Consider the following 14,202-nt stretch of genomic DNA (forward strand, 5'->3'; position numbering starts at 1 on the left):
TGTTTTTTTGGCCCCGCACGCAACGAGCGCGCACGCTTTACGGTTTTCTTACAGCTTTTCCCCGCCTCGCACAGCCGTAAAATCTATGTTATAATGACGGAAATCTTTAAGATGAACGATTATGCGCAAAGCGCAGATGGGAGCTCTATGAAATTAACAGAACAAGATCGTTTAAACCACGGCGAGCAGGACAAAATTATGGCCCTCTTGAAACGCTGCCACGAGAAGGAAGCTTTTTCGATGACCTTCCCGCTCCTCGAGCCGGGCACCAAGTACCTCCTTGCCTACGACAGCAAAGATCCCAAGGAACTCCGCGCCGTCATGGCGCTCTGCGGCCTTGGCGATCAAATTTTTGAGGTCTATGCGTTCACCGATCCGGACTACCGCAAGCAGGGTTACTTCCGCCGTCTCTGGAACAAGGCAAAAATCACCTTCCCGGGCAAGAGTTTAAAGGGCGCGGCCCCGGTGGTTCGCTTCCCGATTGACGGTGCCTGCAAAGATGCGCTTCCGGTGCTCCTCTCGATCGGCGCCCACCTCGCGGAGGAAGAAACCGAGATGGAGTGCGAGCTCGAGGACAAGCCGACGCCGGATTCGCGCTACCGCTTCCTTGAGTCCAAGCCGTCCCCGGAAGGCTTCCGCGCCTACCAGGTATTCCTTCCGGACGACAAGCGCCCGGCCTTCCGCTGCTTTGTCACCCCGATGAAGGACAACAAGGCCTACCTGCACCGCATCGCGACCCGCAAGGATTTGATCGGTCAGGGCGTGGGCAGCGAGCTCTTCCCGCAGTTCCTCGGCCTTTTAAAGAAGCTCGGCTATAAGAAGGCCGTCATGCAGGTCGGTTCTTCCAACACCCCTGCGGTGCGCCTCTACACGGCAAACGGCTTCCGTAAAACCACCTCGCTCCGCTACTATGAGCTCCTGCTCTGAGTCTGTCTCGATTTGTTAAACTCCCCGTCTCTCAGAGACCGCATCAAAACGGTTCTGTGACGGGGATTTTTTATTCCCTTGTCTTCTTGTCCTGTCTCTCGATTTTCATATTTTTGTTTTTCTTGTCTCTTATTCTCTTTCCCTTGGTTTTCGTATTTTTTCATTTTGTTGCCATGGCACTGTTATTTCTTAGCGGGCTCTGCTATTCTCTTCCTAACAATATGAGTAAATACAAGCTAACAAGCTCTGTTGCTTGGCTTTTTGCGAAGAGAAAGGATGTCCCATGAATTTAAACGGCCTCTTGATCGGTTTCGGTGCCTTTTTGATGATAGGCGCCTTTCACCCCATCGTCATAAAGAGCGAATACTATATCGGCAAACAAATCTGGCCGCTCTTTGCCCTGCTCGGCATCGCGGCACTCGCAGTCTCCCTCTTTCTCCGCGGGACGGTTCCGAGCGCTCTCACAGCCGTCTTCGGCGTGAGCTGCCTCTGGAGTATCCTCGAGCTCTTTGAGCAGGAGGAGCGCGTCAAGAAGGGCTGGTTTCCCAAAAATCCGAAGAAGAAGGGCTGAAACCGTTTGCTTCATGCGCCCCCTGCGGCAGCATTCGTGTATTTCTGCTCTCTCCGTACGGGCACATGTCCTGCCCCCTGTGATGCGGATGGTCACGCAGCTCTTTATCTGAATTCAGTTGACTCTTGTAATCTAAACGAAAATGCTTTGTTATATCCCCGTTCGGATAAGATGATGCACCTCTTTTCCCTGCTTACCGCTTCCTTGAAACAGTGTGGTTGAAGGAAGCGGTAAGAAAGCATGCTATCCGGCCTTCTTGTAGCGGGCTTTATATGAAATACGGGCAAAATAAGAAAGCTTATGAAAAAAGCTGCGTGCAGATGCACGCAGCTTTTTTCGTCGCCCACGGAAGGACAGGTTCTTGTCTCTCCCCATGGGGCCATGACGATTATTTTTTAGCGCTCTTCACTCAGACGCGGAGCGCAATGTCACAACTTTTCTTTAATTTCTCCAGAATCTCCTGCGTCAGCTTATCGAGTTCTTCCGGCGTGAACGCCTTCTCCTCCGGGCGGAAGGTCAGGGTAAACGCGAGGCTCTTCTTGGTCGGCGGTATCGGTGCGCCCTCGTAGACATCGAAGAGCTTCACCTCGCGAATCAGCGGGCTGCAGCCCTGAATCAGATTCATGACCTGCTCGCAGCTGATTGCTTTGTCCATGACAAGAGCCAAATCACGCTGCACCTCCGGGAACTTCGGAAGCGGCGTAAAGTAGACCGGCTCGTGCGGCAGGCTCTCAATGGTGTCGAGGTCCAATTCCGCGAGATAGGCGTCCGTGCGGAGGTTCAGCTCCCCGGCAATGTCGTAAGCCAGCTTGCCGAGATATCCCACCTTCACCTCGCCCACATAGACCGCCGCGGTCTGGTAGGGGTGGGTAAAGGGCTCGCTCGAAGCCTCATAGCGGAACTTGACATGCAGGCTCTCGGCCGCGAGATCCAGGGCTCCCTTCAGCGTAAAGAAACTCTCCTCCTTGCCGAAGAAGGCCAGGGCCAGGTGGGTTCTCTCATCCGGATACTCCGTGAGCGGCAGGGACTTCGGAATGAAGACCTTCGCGAGCTCAAAGAGGCGTCCGGAGAGATTTCCGGCCTTCTGGTTCCGCATGACGGCATTTGCCATGGAGGGCGAGAGCACCGTTCGCATGAGCGAAAGTTCTTCGCTGATCGGGTTCAAAATGCGAATTGCGCGAAGTGCCTCGCTCCCTTCGGGATAGCGGAACAGCTTTAAGTCCGCCGGGGAGAAGAAGGAGTAGTGGACAGCCTCATACATACCGCCGCCCGCGAGGGTCTCCTTTAACTTGAGTTCACGCCGCTGTCTCTCATTCAGGCCGCCGCTCGTGACCTCCGCGCTCTTTAAGAAGCTCGGCACAAGGTGCTCGTAGCCGTAGAAGCGTATCACCTCTTCCGCGACGTCCTGATAGCTCTCCATGTCCTCGCGGTAAGCGGGAATCTTGAGGCTCAGCGTATCGCCCTCGAGCTTCGGCTCCATCTCGAGATTTGCGAGAATGCGGCACACTGCCTCTCCCGGCACCTCGATGCCGAGCACGCCGTTCACGCGGGCCAGGCTCACCGTGAGCGGGCGCTTCTCGATGCTGTTGCCCGTATTCTTGCCTGCGCACTCATCCGTGACGGTGCCTGCACCGAGTTCTTCGGTCAGATGCAGGGCGCGTTTCATCGCGAGCTCCACCGTGTACTCGTCCGTGCCCTTCTCAAAGTGCGCGCTCGCATCGGTGCGCTTTCCGAGCGCGCGGGCGCTGCGGCGGATGTTGTCGCGCGCAAACTTTGCCGCCTCGAAGACGACCGCGCTCGTCGTCTCCTTAATCTCCGAATTGAGGCCGCCCATGATGCCCGCAAGGCCGACCGGCTTCTCGCCGTCGCAAATTAAAAGATTGCTCTCGCTGAGCGTCAACTCCTGCTCATCGAGGGTCACGAGCTTTTCGCCTTCCTTCGCCGTGCGCACCACAATGCGGTCGCCCGCTAAGTCGCGGCGGTCAAAGGCGTGCATCGGCTGACCGAGCTCCAGCATCACATAGTTCGTGATATCCACCATGTTGGAAATGGCGCTCACGCCGACCAGGCTCAGGCGACGGCGAAGCCACGCGGGCGAGGATGCAATTTTCACATCCTTCACCGCATGCGCCTCATAGCGCGGGCAGTACTGCGGCGCTTCCACCTCGACCTGAAGCGTGTGCGGCTCGGTCTTCTCCTCGCGGTAGGAAACCGGCAGGGGCTTAAGCTCTTTGCCGAGGACGGCTGCCACTTCTCGCGCAATGCCGTAAATGCCCTGGCAGTCCGGGCGGTTTGCCGTGATTGCGATGTCAAAGAGCCAGTCGTCGAGACCCACGATGGGCTTTACATCCGCGCCCGGAGCCGCATCGTCCGGCAACACAAGGAGGCCGTTATAGCCCGCGCCCGGGTACAGGTCCTCGTTAAGACCCAGCTCCATGCCGGAGCAGAGCATGCCGAAGGAGTCGTAACCGCGGAGCTTGCCCGCCTGAATGGTCGCGGTGCCTACAATCTCCGTTCTCTCCTTGTTGGTCTCACAGACCGTTGCGCCGACCAGCGCAGTCGGGAACTTCTTGCCCGCCTCCACATTGTCCGCGCCGCAGCAGATTTGGAACTTGCCCTCACTGCCGCAGTCCACCTCACAGAGGTGCAGGTGGGTGCCCTCGATGGGCTCACAGCTTGTCACGAGACCCACAACCACGCGGGAAATCCGCGCGCCGACCTCTTCCAAGTTCTCCACTTCAAAGCCGCAGGAGAAGAGCTTCTCCTCGAGTTCCTGCGGGGTGCAATCGATATCTACATATTCTCTAAGCCAACTGAGCGGCGCTATCATCTCTCTGCCTCCTTACTCATTGATCTGCCGGAGCACACGGAGATCCGACTCGAACAGATACTTAATGTTACCGATGCCGTACTTCAGCATTGCGACGCGCTCTATACCGATTCCGAAGGCGAAACCGGAGTATACATCCGAGTCGATGCCGCAGTTCTCGAGCACCTTCTTGTTCACGACGCCCGCGCCCAGAATCTCGATCCAGCCCGTTCCCTTGCAGAGACGGCAGCCCTTGCCGCCGCAGGAGAAGCAGCTCACATCGACCTCGACCGAGGGCTCCGTAAACGGGAAGTAGGAGGGACGGAGACGGGTCTTCACACCCGCGCCGAAGAACTTCTCGACGAATTTATCGAGCATACCCTGGAGGTCGCAGAGCGTAATGCCCTTATCCACCACGAGGCCCTCCATCTGCATGAACATCGGGGAGTGCGTCGCATCGTCGTCCGAACGGAACACCTTGCCCGGGGAGAGAATCTTAATCGGCGGCTTCTGCTTTTCCATCACGTGGATCTGGCCCGCCGAGGTCTGGGTGCGAAGCAGGAACTTATCACTCAGATAAAACGTGTCCTGCATGTCACGCGCCGGGTGGTCCTGCGGGGTATTGAGCGCGGTGAAGTTATAGTAATCCGTCTCTATCTCCGCGCCCTCGTAAATCTCAAAGCCCATGCCCGCAAAGGCTTCGATCATCTGATTTCTGACCAGCGTGTCCGGATGAAGATTTCCGCGCTGCAGCTCGATTCCCGGGAGGGTCACATCAATCTTCTCTGCCTCGTAGCGGCGATTCAGCTCTGCCTCTCTCGCCTGCTTTTCAAGGGCGGTCAAGTTCTCAAGCACCCAGTCCTTCAGCGCATTGACTTCCTTTCCGAAGTCCGCCTTCTCTTCCGGGGGAACGCTCTTCATGAGCTTCATGAGTCCGCTGACCAAGCCGTCCTTCCGGTCCAGGAACTCCTTCCTGAGCTCGTAGAGGGTCTCCGAGTTCTTCTGCTCCATCGCAGCGGCTCTCTCGGCAAAGCGCTGCTTCAAGTCCTCAAACTGCTTCTTGTCCATGCCTCTCTCCTTTTCTGACTTGCGGGGAATAAAAAAGGATACAGAGAGCAAGCTCTCTGTATCCGGGACGAGTTATGTAACCCGCGGTACCACCCGCATTATCCGCTTGTGCCGCGGACCGCTCATTGTTTCCTTGACGCGGAAAGACGTCGAAACCTACTGAGGGTAAGCCCGTTCAGCTCCGCTGCTCCGACGCGAAGGTTCGACCTCCGGTGTTGCGGCGGAAATCTCAGCCTTCTCCCGCTCTCTGTGCGCTCTGCCGGTGCTACTGTGCGTCTTCACTGCATTTATGATTCAATTCCGAATCAGCATAAGCTCAGGGCCGCAAAAAGTCAAGGCTTCTTTACTTCTCGAGGCTTCTCCAGCGGAAGTCCGGAACCACATCCGACCACTTCTGAATGCCGACAATCGGCTTTGCAAACTCGGTCGCCTCCAGGGTCTTTGCCTTCTTGTCGATGTCTCTGAAGACCGCCCAGATCTTTCTTCTTCTGGTCGCGACGATCGCATCGCCGACATCCATGCGGCAAGCCCAGAGACCGAAGGCACAGCTGCTTCTCACCTCAAGCGGCGCGTCCACCTGGCGGCTCAGAATGAGCGCATCCACATAAGGGTTGGAGTCCGCAATGTAATAGGCATAGGCAAAGGCCGCCGCCTGCTGCTCTTCGACATTGCCGCGCGAGGGGCTGATCGCCGTAAAGCCCTGCTCCGAGAGGATGATGTGGCGCACCTCACCCGCGCGATTTCTGAAGTTCGAAGCCTTCAGGTAATCCGTGAGGACGTTCAGGTTCTCAAAGTCGATGATCTTGGTGCTCTCGTTCTGCACAATGGCACCGGTGTTGTGATCGTCCCAGAACTCCGGCTCCGTCATGGGGTACGGATACGGGTGGTAAGCAAGCTGCCAGTCGATGTTACCGTTCCGGTTGATCTCCGCGTTCACCTTGTCGAGGATGTGCTTTGCGGAGTACATGGTCTTCTGATCCGCGTTCGGATCGTTCCAGTTCATGTCAATCGAGAAGAAGACACGCGCGTTTGCCTGCTGTGCCTTGATGGCCGTGTAGGCGACGCGGAAGGCGCGGACATACTCGGTCACGTACTTGTCGATGTCCATCTTGCCCATGTAGTTCCAGTTTCTGCCGTTGTTGATCTCGTTGCCGATGATCCAGTTCGAGACGCGGCCGTAGCTCGGATTCTCGCCGTTGTAGCGCTGTGCGAGGAAGCTCATCAGCGCGCGCGTGGTCTCGTAGCCTTCCTTGGTCGCCGTGTTAAAACCGTAGTAGAAGACGCCGTCCGTCTTCTTGACCCCCGGGTAGATGAGCTCCGGCATCTTGTCGTTCCAGCCGTTTAAGACAATGGCCGTGACCATCATGCTCTTGCCGGAAAAGGCGCTGATGGTTTTGTCGTACTCCGCAATCTGGTTCTTGTCGAAGTGGTAGGTCTTGCCCTCGTAGGTGTAGTCGATGCCGGTTCCCGAGGTGATGTGCGCAAAGTTAAAGTTTACGTTCACGTGCTTCACGCCGAGATCGAACGCGTCGCTCAGCATGTTGAGTTCCACCAAAAGTCCCTTCTTCGTGAGCGGCTGCTCGTAGGGCTTATCGCTCTTTGCGACCACCTCCGGGTTCGTGATATAGGCGCGGCGGCCGATGTCGTAGTAGCGACCGTTCTTCCAGACCGCAATCGCAAACTGATCGTAGAGTCTGGTCTCCGGCGTGCCGTCCAGAAGCGGCGCGGTGAACGAAAAATTCGCGCCGTACGCCGCGCTCTGAATGGGCTGTGCGTCCTTGATACTGTCGTTATAGGGGTCCAGCGCAAAAAAGTAGAGCTTACCGTCCTCGGAAGTGCTCTCTCCGCTGACCGTACCGCTCACAGTCACCTGATCCTTGGTTGCAGTCGCGCGAATCTCCGCGCTCTCTGCGTAAGCCGGCAGCGCAAACAGCGCGCTTAAGCCCAGTGTCAACGCGAGCGCGCGGAAGCGCTGCGTCCATTTTTTCTGTACTCTCATCTTGCTTTCTTACCTCCTTTGCCTCAAACCATTATAGCCGAGACCGCCCGCAAATGATTTGCAAACTTCTTACAATTTCTATACGCTTTCCCCGAACTTCTTAAGCGCTCTCGCCAAACCGAGCTCGAGAAGATATACTTCATCCGCCGCAGCCGCGAGCGCACACTGGAGACGACCCACCGCGTCGCGAAGCGCTCTTTCCCGGCGGGTTATCGGCACCAGACCGCCGCCTATGCTCGATAGGAGCAGGGCCTCTCCCCGATTCCGCGCCCCTTCGGCAAGGGAACAAACCCAGCGGGAAAGCTCCGCCTCGAAAGCCGCCCGCTCCTCTCGAAGCAGGGCATCCGTGAGGGCCTCGAGCACTTCGTCCGGCACAGCGCGAAAGCCCGCGATATGCCCCTCTCGGCACAGCCGCTCCGCAAACCGCCGCTTGCCCTGATAGCGCGCCCCCGCAATCAATACGAAGGGCCTCTCCGTGCGAAACGTGGGCGTAAATTCCTTTCGGTAGAGCGCAAAGGTCGCCCCGTCAACCACTGTTTTCCCCGCAATTTTAATCGGCGCACAAGCGGCGGCCGCGCGCGCGGAGACCGCACCGACTCCGGTGGTCTTATGCACAAACTCCGAGGTCTCGAATTCACCCGGTACGGCCGCGAGTTCTTCCGCCGTAAAGAAGCGAGTCGGGAGTTCGAGATGGCTTGCGAGTGCGCGTACGGCAGGTTCATCGCGCTTTAAGTCTATGCTGGCCAGCATAAACAAAGCATCTTTTGAAATGTTTTGTTCTTTTAGAAAACGGAGTGCCGCGTGCTTAAGAAGCTCGACCGGTGTATTTCTCCGACAGCCCACCCCGAGTGCGTAAATCTTCGGAATCAGCTGAAGACAAGTGTCTGGCGGTATCTCCGCCGCGGCACTCACGCGTATGCCGAGCCTTCCCTCTTCCGCCTTTCCGGCATAGAGGCCCGCCGGCAGTTTTTCGTCCTCTCCGAGCGGGAACGCGCTCTCAAAGGCCACCGTTTCGCCGCGAAGCAGCGCTGCGCTGATGCGCTTTGCGTTTTCCCGGCTCATGATTGCAAGCCCGTTTTTCTTTGCGAAGACATCCACGGCAAAGCGTCCGTTTAAATCCGTCGCCGTGCTGATGGCGACAGCGGCGCCGAGCTGCCGTCCGATGAGGCGCGCAAGTTCGTTCGCGCCGCCCACATGCCCCGAGAGCAGGGGAATCACAAAGCGCCCGTACTCATCGATACAGAGCACCGCGGGGTCTTGAAACTTGTCTTTCACAAAGGGAGCTATTTTCCGCACCGCAATGCCGCTCGCACCGACAAATACCAGCGCTTCAGAGCGGGCAAAGGCCTCCCCGACCTCCGCCCGGATACAACGATAGCCTGCTTCGCGAAGCAGTTCTTCGATACGAGCGGCCAGTTCCCTTCCCCGCTCCGTGTACGCATAAACCGCTGTTTCTCGCTCCCGATTCCGTTTCGCCTCAGTCATTTCGTCCCTTTTGAAACTGTATTTTTATTAAATAAAAGAAAAAGGCAGGGGAGAACTTCCCCCCTGCCTCTCATTTCGCCGATTACTGCTCGTCCTGCGGTGCAGCGTCCTCGTAGACAATCTCATCGCCCTGCATGTTCTCAAGTGCCTTCATGCTGAGGGAGATCTTTCTGTCGTCTGCGTTGAACTCGACAATCTCTGCCTCAATCTCATCGCCGATCTCAAGAACATCCGACGGCTTGTCGATGTGCTTTCTTGCAATCTGGGAGACGTGAAGCAGTGCATCCACGCCCGGCTCCAGCTCGATGAACGCGCCGAAATCGGTCATGCGTGCAACACGGCCTCTGACAATGTTGCCCTGTGCGTACTTCTCAGCCGCATCAATCCACGGATTCTGCTCCGGGAACTTTAAGCTCAGCGCAATCTTCGTGCCGGAAATCTCCTTGATGAAGACCCTGACGCGGTCGCCGGACTTCAGAACCTTCTTCGGGTTCTCGATTCTGCCCCAGCTCATCTCGGAGATGTGCAGGAGACCGTCTGCGCCGCCGAGGTCCACGAACGCACCGAAGTTGGTCACGTTCTTGACCGTACCCTCAACCACATCGCCGACCTTGATGCGAGCAAAAAGCTCCTTCTGCATCTCTGCCTTCGCAGCCTGCATGAGCTGCTTGCGGTCACCGATGATTCTTCTTCTGCGCGGATTGAACTCGGTAATAACGAACTCAATCTCCTGATCCGCATACTTATTCAAATCTCTCTCATAAGAATCCGAAACCAGGCTCGCCGGGATGAACACGCGTGCCTCGTCAACCAGCACGCTCAGTCCGCCGTTCAGGACCTGGACAACCTTCGCCTTCAAAACCTCGTGGTTGTTGAACGCCTCTTCCAGGCGCTTGTTGCCTCTGTCCGCCGCGAGTCTGCGATACGAGAGGGAAACCTGGCCGTCGCCGTCATTTACCTTCATGACCTTGGCTTCCAGCTCGTCACCAATCTGCACGACAGTCCGGAGGTCGAGGCTGTTATTGTTCGTGTACTCGTTTCTGGTGATGACGCCGTCCGACTTATAGCCGATGTTCAGGATGATCTGATCCTCCTTCACATCCAGTACTGTTCCCGATACAACTTCTCCCGTGTGAATCGTCTTAAAAGACTCATTCAACATCTGTTCAAAACTCTGCTCTGACAATGGCTTGAACCTCCTCAATGATATGTTTGGGGGTGGATGCCCCCGCTGTAATACCAATTCGCTGAAAGGGCGCCAAAAGCTCAGGATCTAGATCTCTCGCGGTCCGGACGTAAAACGTATTCGGACAAACTGCGGAACAGATTTCCACAAGTTTTCTCGTATTGGAACTGTTTTCCCCTCCGATCACGATCATAGCATCGACTTCGGAAGCAATTTTCTTCGCCTCCGCCTGTCTTTCCTGCGTCGCGTTGCAAATCGTATTAAAACAAGCTATATCATAACCTAACTCTCTGATTTTATCAACCAGCATTTTAAACTTTGCAAGTTGAAAGGTTGTCTGAGACACCACAGACAAGGCCGTGTCCTTCGGAATATCGAGGGCAAGCAGTTCTTCTTCGCTCTGAATGACCTCGGTATCCCCCCTGCCCCAGGCGCGTATGCCCTGCACTTCGGGGTGCTTCGGGTCGCCGACAATCAGCACCCGGCGTCCCTTTCGGTTTTCCGCCTCGACGATTTGATGTATTTTATTGACAAAGGGACAGGCAGTATCGACAATGCGGAGTTTCTTCTCCTCGCAGAGGCGGTAGACCTCGGGCCCGACGCCGTGCGAGCGGAGTATGATGGTGCCCGCCTGCTCGGGAAGCGCCCCCACCTTCGCCGCGGCGTCTGCGTCCTCAAAGACAACCACACCCTTTTCGGTGAGATCCCGCACCACCTCCTCGTTGTGGATGATGGCGCCGTAACTGTATACCGTATCTTTGCTCTCTTCCGCCTCGCGGTACACAGTCTCGACCGCCTTCTTGACGCCGAAACAAAAGCCCGCGCTCGAGGCGAGTATCACTTCTCTCTTTCGCCGCTCCGTCACTCTGCTTCCTTCTCTCTGACCAGCGCGAGTATGCGCTGCTGTACTTCCGCAATGCCAAGCTCCGAGCTGTCGAGAAGGAGCGCATCCTCCGCCTGCCGAAGCGGTGCGACCGCCCGGTTCTTGTCCTGCTCATCGCGCGCCGCAATGTCACGCTTCACTTCCTCGAAATCCGCCTCTATGCCCTTTTCTCTGAGTTCCGCCGTGCGGCGCTTGGCGCGCACTTCGACGCTCGCGGTCAGAAAGACTTTTGCGAGCGCATTCGGCAGCACGACCGTTCCGATGTCCCTGCCGTCCATGACGACCGGCTCCCGCGCTGCGATCTCTCGCTCGATCACAAGAACCCGCTGCCGAACGGCCTCTTCGCGCGCAAACGCGCTCGCCGCCTTGCCGATTTCCTCGCGGCGTATCTCTCCGCTCACATCGCGCCCGTCGACAAAGACATGCTGCACGCCGTCCGCTATGCTTAGGTCAAGCCGAAGCGCCGGCGCAGCCGCCCTTATCGCAGCGCTGTCCTCCTGGGAGATTCCCTTTTCGAGCAGCGAGAGTGCCGCCGCCCGGAACAGCGCCCCGGTGTCCACATAAATCCAGCCGAGCTTCTGACTCACCGCCCGCGCAATCGTGGACTTTCCGGCACCTGCCGGTCCGTCGATTGCGAGTGCTTTTATTTTTTCCATCTCTTCCTCCCGCTCATTCCGCCTTCGGCGCTCCGGCGCTTTGCCCCGCGAGCCTGCCGGTCGACCAGGCAATCTGCAGGTTAAAGCCGCCGGTCATCGCGTCTAAATCCAGAACTTCGCCCGCAAGGTAGAGCCCCTTTGCGGTCTTACTCTCCATGGTATTCGGAGAAACCGCGCGAACCGAGACACCGCCCTTGGTTACCACCGCCTCGTTGAAGCCTCGAAGGCCGGTCACCGTGAAGCAAAGCCCCTTGGTCGCCTGTCGAAGCGCGGCGCGCTCTGCCTTTGTGATATCCCTCACCTTTTTCTCGCCGGAGATGCCGCTCTGCCGCAGCACTTCCGAAATGAGACTCTGCGGAAAGAGCGAAGGCAGTATGTTCTTTAAGCTCTTATTTTTATTTTCATCGAACTCGCGGAGCAGTCTCTGCTCGAGTTGCTCTTCCGTGAGCGCCGGCTTTAGGTCTATCCGAAGTTCCAGCTCCTGTTTGCTTCGGAGCAGGGGGCCCGCAAGGGCGCTCGCCGAGAGCAATAAGGGGCCGCTCATGCCGAAGTGCGTAAAGAGGGCCTCGCCGAAGCCTTCGTAAACTTTCTTCTTTCCGTCCTTCAGCGTAATCGTGACATTCTTTAACGAGAGTCCCTGCATCGCCGCGCAGCTCTCCTGCTCTTTTAGGATTAAGGGCACCAGAGAAGGGTAGCGTTCCGTGACCTCCATGCCCGCAGCCTCCGCAAAGCGGTAGCCGTCGCCGGTCGAACCGGTCGCCGGGTAAGAGATACCGCCGGTCGCGAGTATCACCGCGTCCGCGCGGAGCTTTTCTCCGTTCGAGAGCGTGACCCCCGTCACCCGGCGCGTTTCCGCCTCACCGGAAAACAGCAGGTCGCGGACTTCCGCATTCAGGCGGACGCGCACGCCCTTTGCCTGCATCTCCCGCTCCAGTGCGCGTATCACATCCGACGCGTGGTCGCTGACCGGGAATACGCGCTCGCCTCTCTCGGTCTTTAACGGACAGCCGGCGCGCTCAAAAAAGTGCATCACGTCCTCGTTCGTCATGGCCCGGAAGGCACTGTAGAGAAAGCGCGGGTTGCTCACAACCTGCGCTTGCACTTCCCGCATGGGCGCCGCATTCGTCAAATTGCAGCGCCCCTTGCCGGTGATATAGATTTTCTTTCCCAACTTCTCGTTCTTTTCGAGCAGCGTGACCGCCGCCCCCGCTTCGGCTGCGGCCACCGCCGCCATCATACCCGCGGCGCCGCCGCCAACTACGATAATTTGTCTCATCGTTTCACTCAAATCTGCGTCAATACGAAAATCGTGTAAATCGCGCGAATCGCATTCTCAAAGTCACGGCTCTTGACGCCGATGATGATATTGAACTCCGAAGAGCCCTGATCGATCATCTTCACATTGATGTGCTCGTGCGTGAGTGCCGCGAAGACGCGCGCCGCCGTGCCGCGCTGGTCCTTCATGCCTCTGCCGACCACCGCAATCAGCGCGAGATCGTCCTCCAAAATAATCTGGTCCGGATGCACCGCGCGGTGAATGCCGGTCATGATTCGCTGCTCGTGATCCAGGAACTCCGACTGGTGCACGACTATGGTCATCGAGTCGATGCCGGAGGGCATGTGCTCAAGGCTGATATCATTGTCCTCAAAGACCTGCAGTACCTTGCGGCAGAAGCCGATCTCCGAGTTCATCATATCCTTGTCGACCGTAATCGAGCAGAAGCCCTTCTTGCCCGCGATGCCGGTAATGGTATAGCGCGGCTTTCTGCAGGTGGAGCTCACAATCATGGTGCCGCTGTCCTCCGGGCGGTTGGTGTTCCGAATGTTAATCGGAATTCCTTCTTTCCGCACCGGGAAAATCGCATCCTCATGCATGACACCCGCGCCCATATAGGAGAGCTCGCGGAGCTCTTGATAGGTAATGGTCTCAATGACGGCCGGATTTTCGACAATGTGCGGGTCCGCGCAGAGGAAGCCCGAGACATCCGTCCAGTTCTCATAGAGATCTGCGTGAATGGCACCCGCAATCACGGAACCCGTGACATCCGAACCGCCGCGGCTAAAGGTCGCAATGCTGCCGTCCTGCTTTCTGCCGTAGAAGCCCGGGACCACCGCGCAGTCATAGCCGGCAAGTTTTGCCGCGACCTCACGCTCCGTTTCCTCCGCGTTAAAGCTGCCGTCGTTGTGGAAGAGTATCATATCCGCCGGATCCACAAAGGGGAAGCCGAGGTAAGCCGCCATCACACGGCCGTTCAGATATTCTCCGCGACTCGCCGCATATTCTCTGCCGCAATGTGCGCGGAAGTTCTTTTCGAGTTCGGCAAATTCCGCGCCGAGATCCAGATCCAGCGAGAGTCCGTCGATGATTTCCTGATAGCGCCCCTTGATTTCCTTCAGCGTCTCCTGAAAGCGCGCCTCATCTTCCGTGCTGTCATAGAGCTGATAGAGGAGATCGGTGACCTTCGTGTCATTGCTGAACCGCTTGCCCGGCGCACTCGGCACGACATAACGCCGCGCCGCATCGCTCCGGATAATCTCACCGACCTTCTTAAACTGCTCCGCACTGGCGAGGGAACTACCGCCAAATTTTACTACCTTTTTCATGCACTCCTACTCTC

At 57.2% G+C, this 14,202-nt stretch carries 11 protein-coding genes and 1 other annotated feature; of the genes, 2 read left to right on the plus strand and 9 right to left on the minus strand.

Annotation, left to right across the window (positions count from 1 at the left end; genetic code table 11):
* The first annotated feature begins 147 nt into the window (after positions 1 to 147).
* The gene (locus QU660_RS06105; RefSeq protein WP_304945659.1) at positions 148 to 927 is read left to right on the plus strand and encodes a GNAT family N-acetyltransferase; all 780 of its coding nucleotides are present in this window, start codon (positions 148 to 150) and stop codon (positions 925 to 927) included.
* 283 nt (positions 928 to 1,210) lie between these two features.
* Positions 1,211 to 1,498 (plus strand): DUF4491 family protein, encoded by a 288-nt coding sequence (locus QU660_RS06110; RefSeq protein WP_304945660.1) that lies wholly within the window; start codon positions 1,211 to 1,213, stop codon positions 1,496 to 1,498.
* 409 nt (positions 1,499 to 1,907) lie between these two features.
* Here QU660_RS06110 and pheT read toward each other — a convergent pair whose 3' ends face one another.
* From pheT to QU660_RS06155, 9 genes are all read right to left on the minus strand, one after another.
* Positions 1,908 to 4,328: a phenylalanine--tRNA ligase subunit beta gene (gene pheT, locus QU660_RS06115; protein WP_304945661.1), complete on the minus strand. Its 2,421-nt coding sequence runs from the start codon at positions 4,326 to 4,328 to the stop codon at positions 1,908 to 1,910.
* A 12-nt stretch (positions 4,329 to 4,340) separates the two neighbouring features.
* A complete protein-coding gene (pheS, locus tag QU660_RS06120) occupies positions 4,341 to 5,375 on the minus strand; it encodes a phenylalanine--tRNA ligase subunit alpha (protein WP_330693179.1) in 1,035 nt (344 codons plus the stop codon).
* A gap of 60 nt (positions 5,376 to 5,435) precedes the next feature.
* Positions 5,436 to 5,666: a binding site (T-box leader), on the minus strand.
* Between the two features lie 52 nt (positions 5,667 to 5,718).
* Positions 5,719 to 7,374, minus strand: a complete 1,656-nt coding sequence (locus QU660_RS06125; RefSeq protein WP_304945662.1) for a DUF5722 domain-containing protein — start codon at positions 7,372 to 7,374, stop codon at positions 5,719 to 5,721.
* A gap of 78 nt (positions 7,375 to 7,452) precedes the next feature.
* A complete protein-coding gene (locus QU660_RS06130) occupies positions 7,453 to 8,859 on the minus strand; it encodes a cobalamin biosynthesis protein (protein WP_304945663.1) in 1,407 nt (468 codons plus the stop codon).
* An 82-nt stretch (positions 8,860 to 8,941) separates the two neighbouring features.
* Complete coding sequence (gene rpsA, locus QU660_RS06135) at positions 8,942 to 10,045, minus strand: 30S ribosomal protein S1 (RefSeq protein ID WP_304945664.1); 1,104 nt, start codon at positions 10,043 to 10,045, stop codon at positions 8,942 to 8,944.
* Positions 10,026 to 10,910, minus strand: a complete 885-nt coding sequence (gene ispH / locus QU660_RS06140) for a 4-hydroxy-3-methylbut-2-enyl diphosphate reductase (protein ID WP_304945665.1) — start codon at positions 10,908 to 10,910, stop codon at positions 10,026 to 10,028. Before ispH ends, rpsA begins: the two co-directional genes overlap by 20 nt.
* Positions 10,907 to 11,584, minus strand: coding sequence for a (d)CMP kinase (gene cmk / locus QU660_RS06145; protein WP_304945666.1), 678 nt, complete (start codon positions 11,582 to 11,584; stop codon positions 10,907 to 10,909). The genes ispH and cmk overlap by 4 nt, the downstream gene beginning before the upstream one ends.
* Before the next feature lie 13 nt (positions 11,585 to 11,597).
* On the minus strand, positions 11,598 to 12,860 hold the full coding sequence (locus tag QU660_RS06150; protein WP_304945667.1) for an NAD(P)/FAD-dependent oxidoreductase: 1,263 nt from the start codon (positions 12,858 to 12,860) through the stop codon (positions 11,598 to 11,600).
* Positions 12,861 to 12,868: 8 nt separating this feature from the next.
* Positions 12,869 to 14,188 (minus strand): aspartate kinase, encoded by a 1,320-nt coding sequence (locus tag QU660_RS06155; protein WP_304945668.1) that lies wholly within the window; start codon positions 14,186 to 14,188, stop codon positions 12,869 to 12,871.
* Positions 14,189 to 14,202: the final 14 nt, after the last annotated feature.

Source organism: Stomatobaculum sp. F0698, from assembly GCF_030644385.1.
In the GTDB taxonomy this organism is placed as follows: domain Bacteria; phylum Bacillota; class Clostridia; order Lachnospirales; family Lachnospiraceae; genus Moryella.

What these genes read in the sequence shown, in the direction of transcription:
- QU660_RS06105 (WP_304945659.1), top strand. Translation starts at nt 148, where the DNA reads ATGAAATTAACAGAACAAGATCGTTTAAACCACGGCGAGCAGGACAAA.
- QU660_RS06110 (WP_304945660.1), top strand. Translation starts at nt 1,211, where the DNA reads ATGAATTTAAACGGCCTCTTGATCGGTTTCGGTGCCTTTTTGATGATA.
- pheT (WP_304945661.1), bottom strand. Translation starts at nt 4,328, where the DNA reads ATGATAGCGCCGCTCAGTTGGCTTAGAGAATATGTAGATATCGATTGC.
- pheS (WP_330693179.1), bottom strand. Translation starts at nt 5,375, where the DNA reads ATGGACAAGAAGCAGTTTGAGGACTTGAAGCAGCGCTTTGCCGAGAGA.
- QU660_RS06125 (WP_304945662.1), bottom strand. Translation starts at nt 7,374, where the DNA reads ATGAGAGTACAGAAAAAATGGACGCAGCGCTTCCGCGCGCTCGCGTTG.
- QU660_RS06130 (WP_304945663.1), bottom strand. Translation starts at nt 8,859, where the DNA reads ATGACTGAGGCGAAACGGAATCGGGAGCGAGAAACAGCGGTTTATGCG.
- cmk (WP_304945666.1), bottom strand. Translation starts at nt 11,584, where the DNA reads ATGGAAAAAATAAAAGCACTCGCAATCGACGGACCGGCAGGTGCCGGA.
- QU660_RS06150 (WP_304945667.1), bottom strand. Translation starts at nt 12,860, where the DNA reads ATGAGACAAATTATCGTAGTTGGCGGCGGCGCCGCGGGTATGATGGCG.
- QU660_RS06155 (WP_304945668.1), bottom strand. Translation starts at nt 14,188, where the DNA reads ATGAAAAAGGTAGTAAAATTTGGCGGTAGTTCCCTCGCCAGTGCGGAG.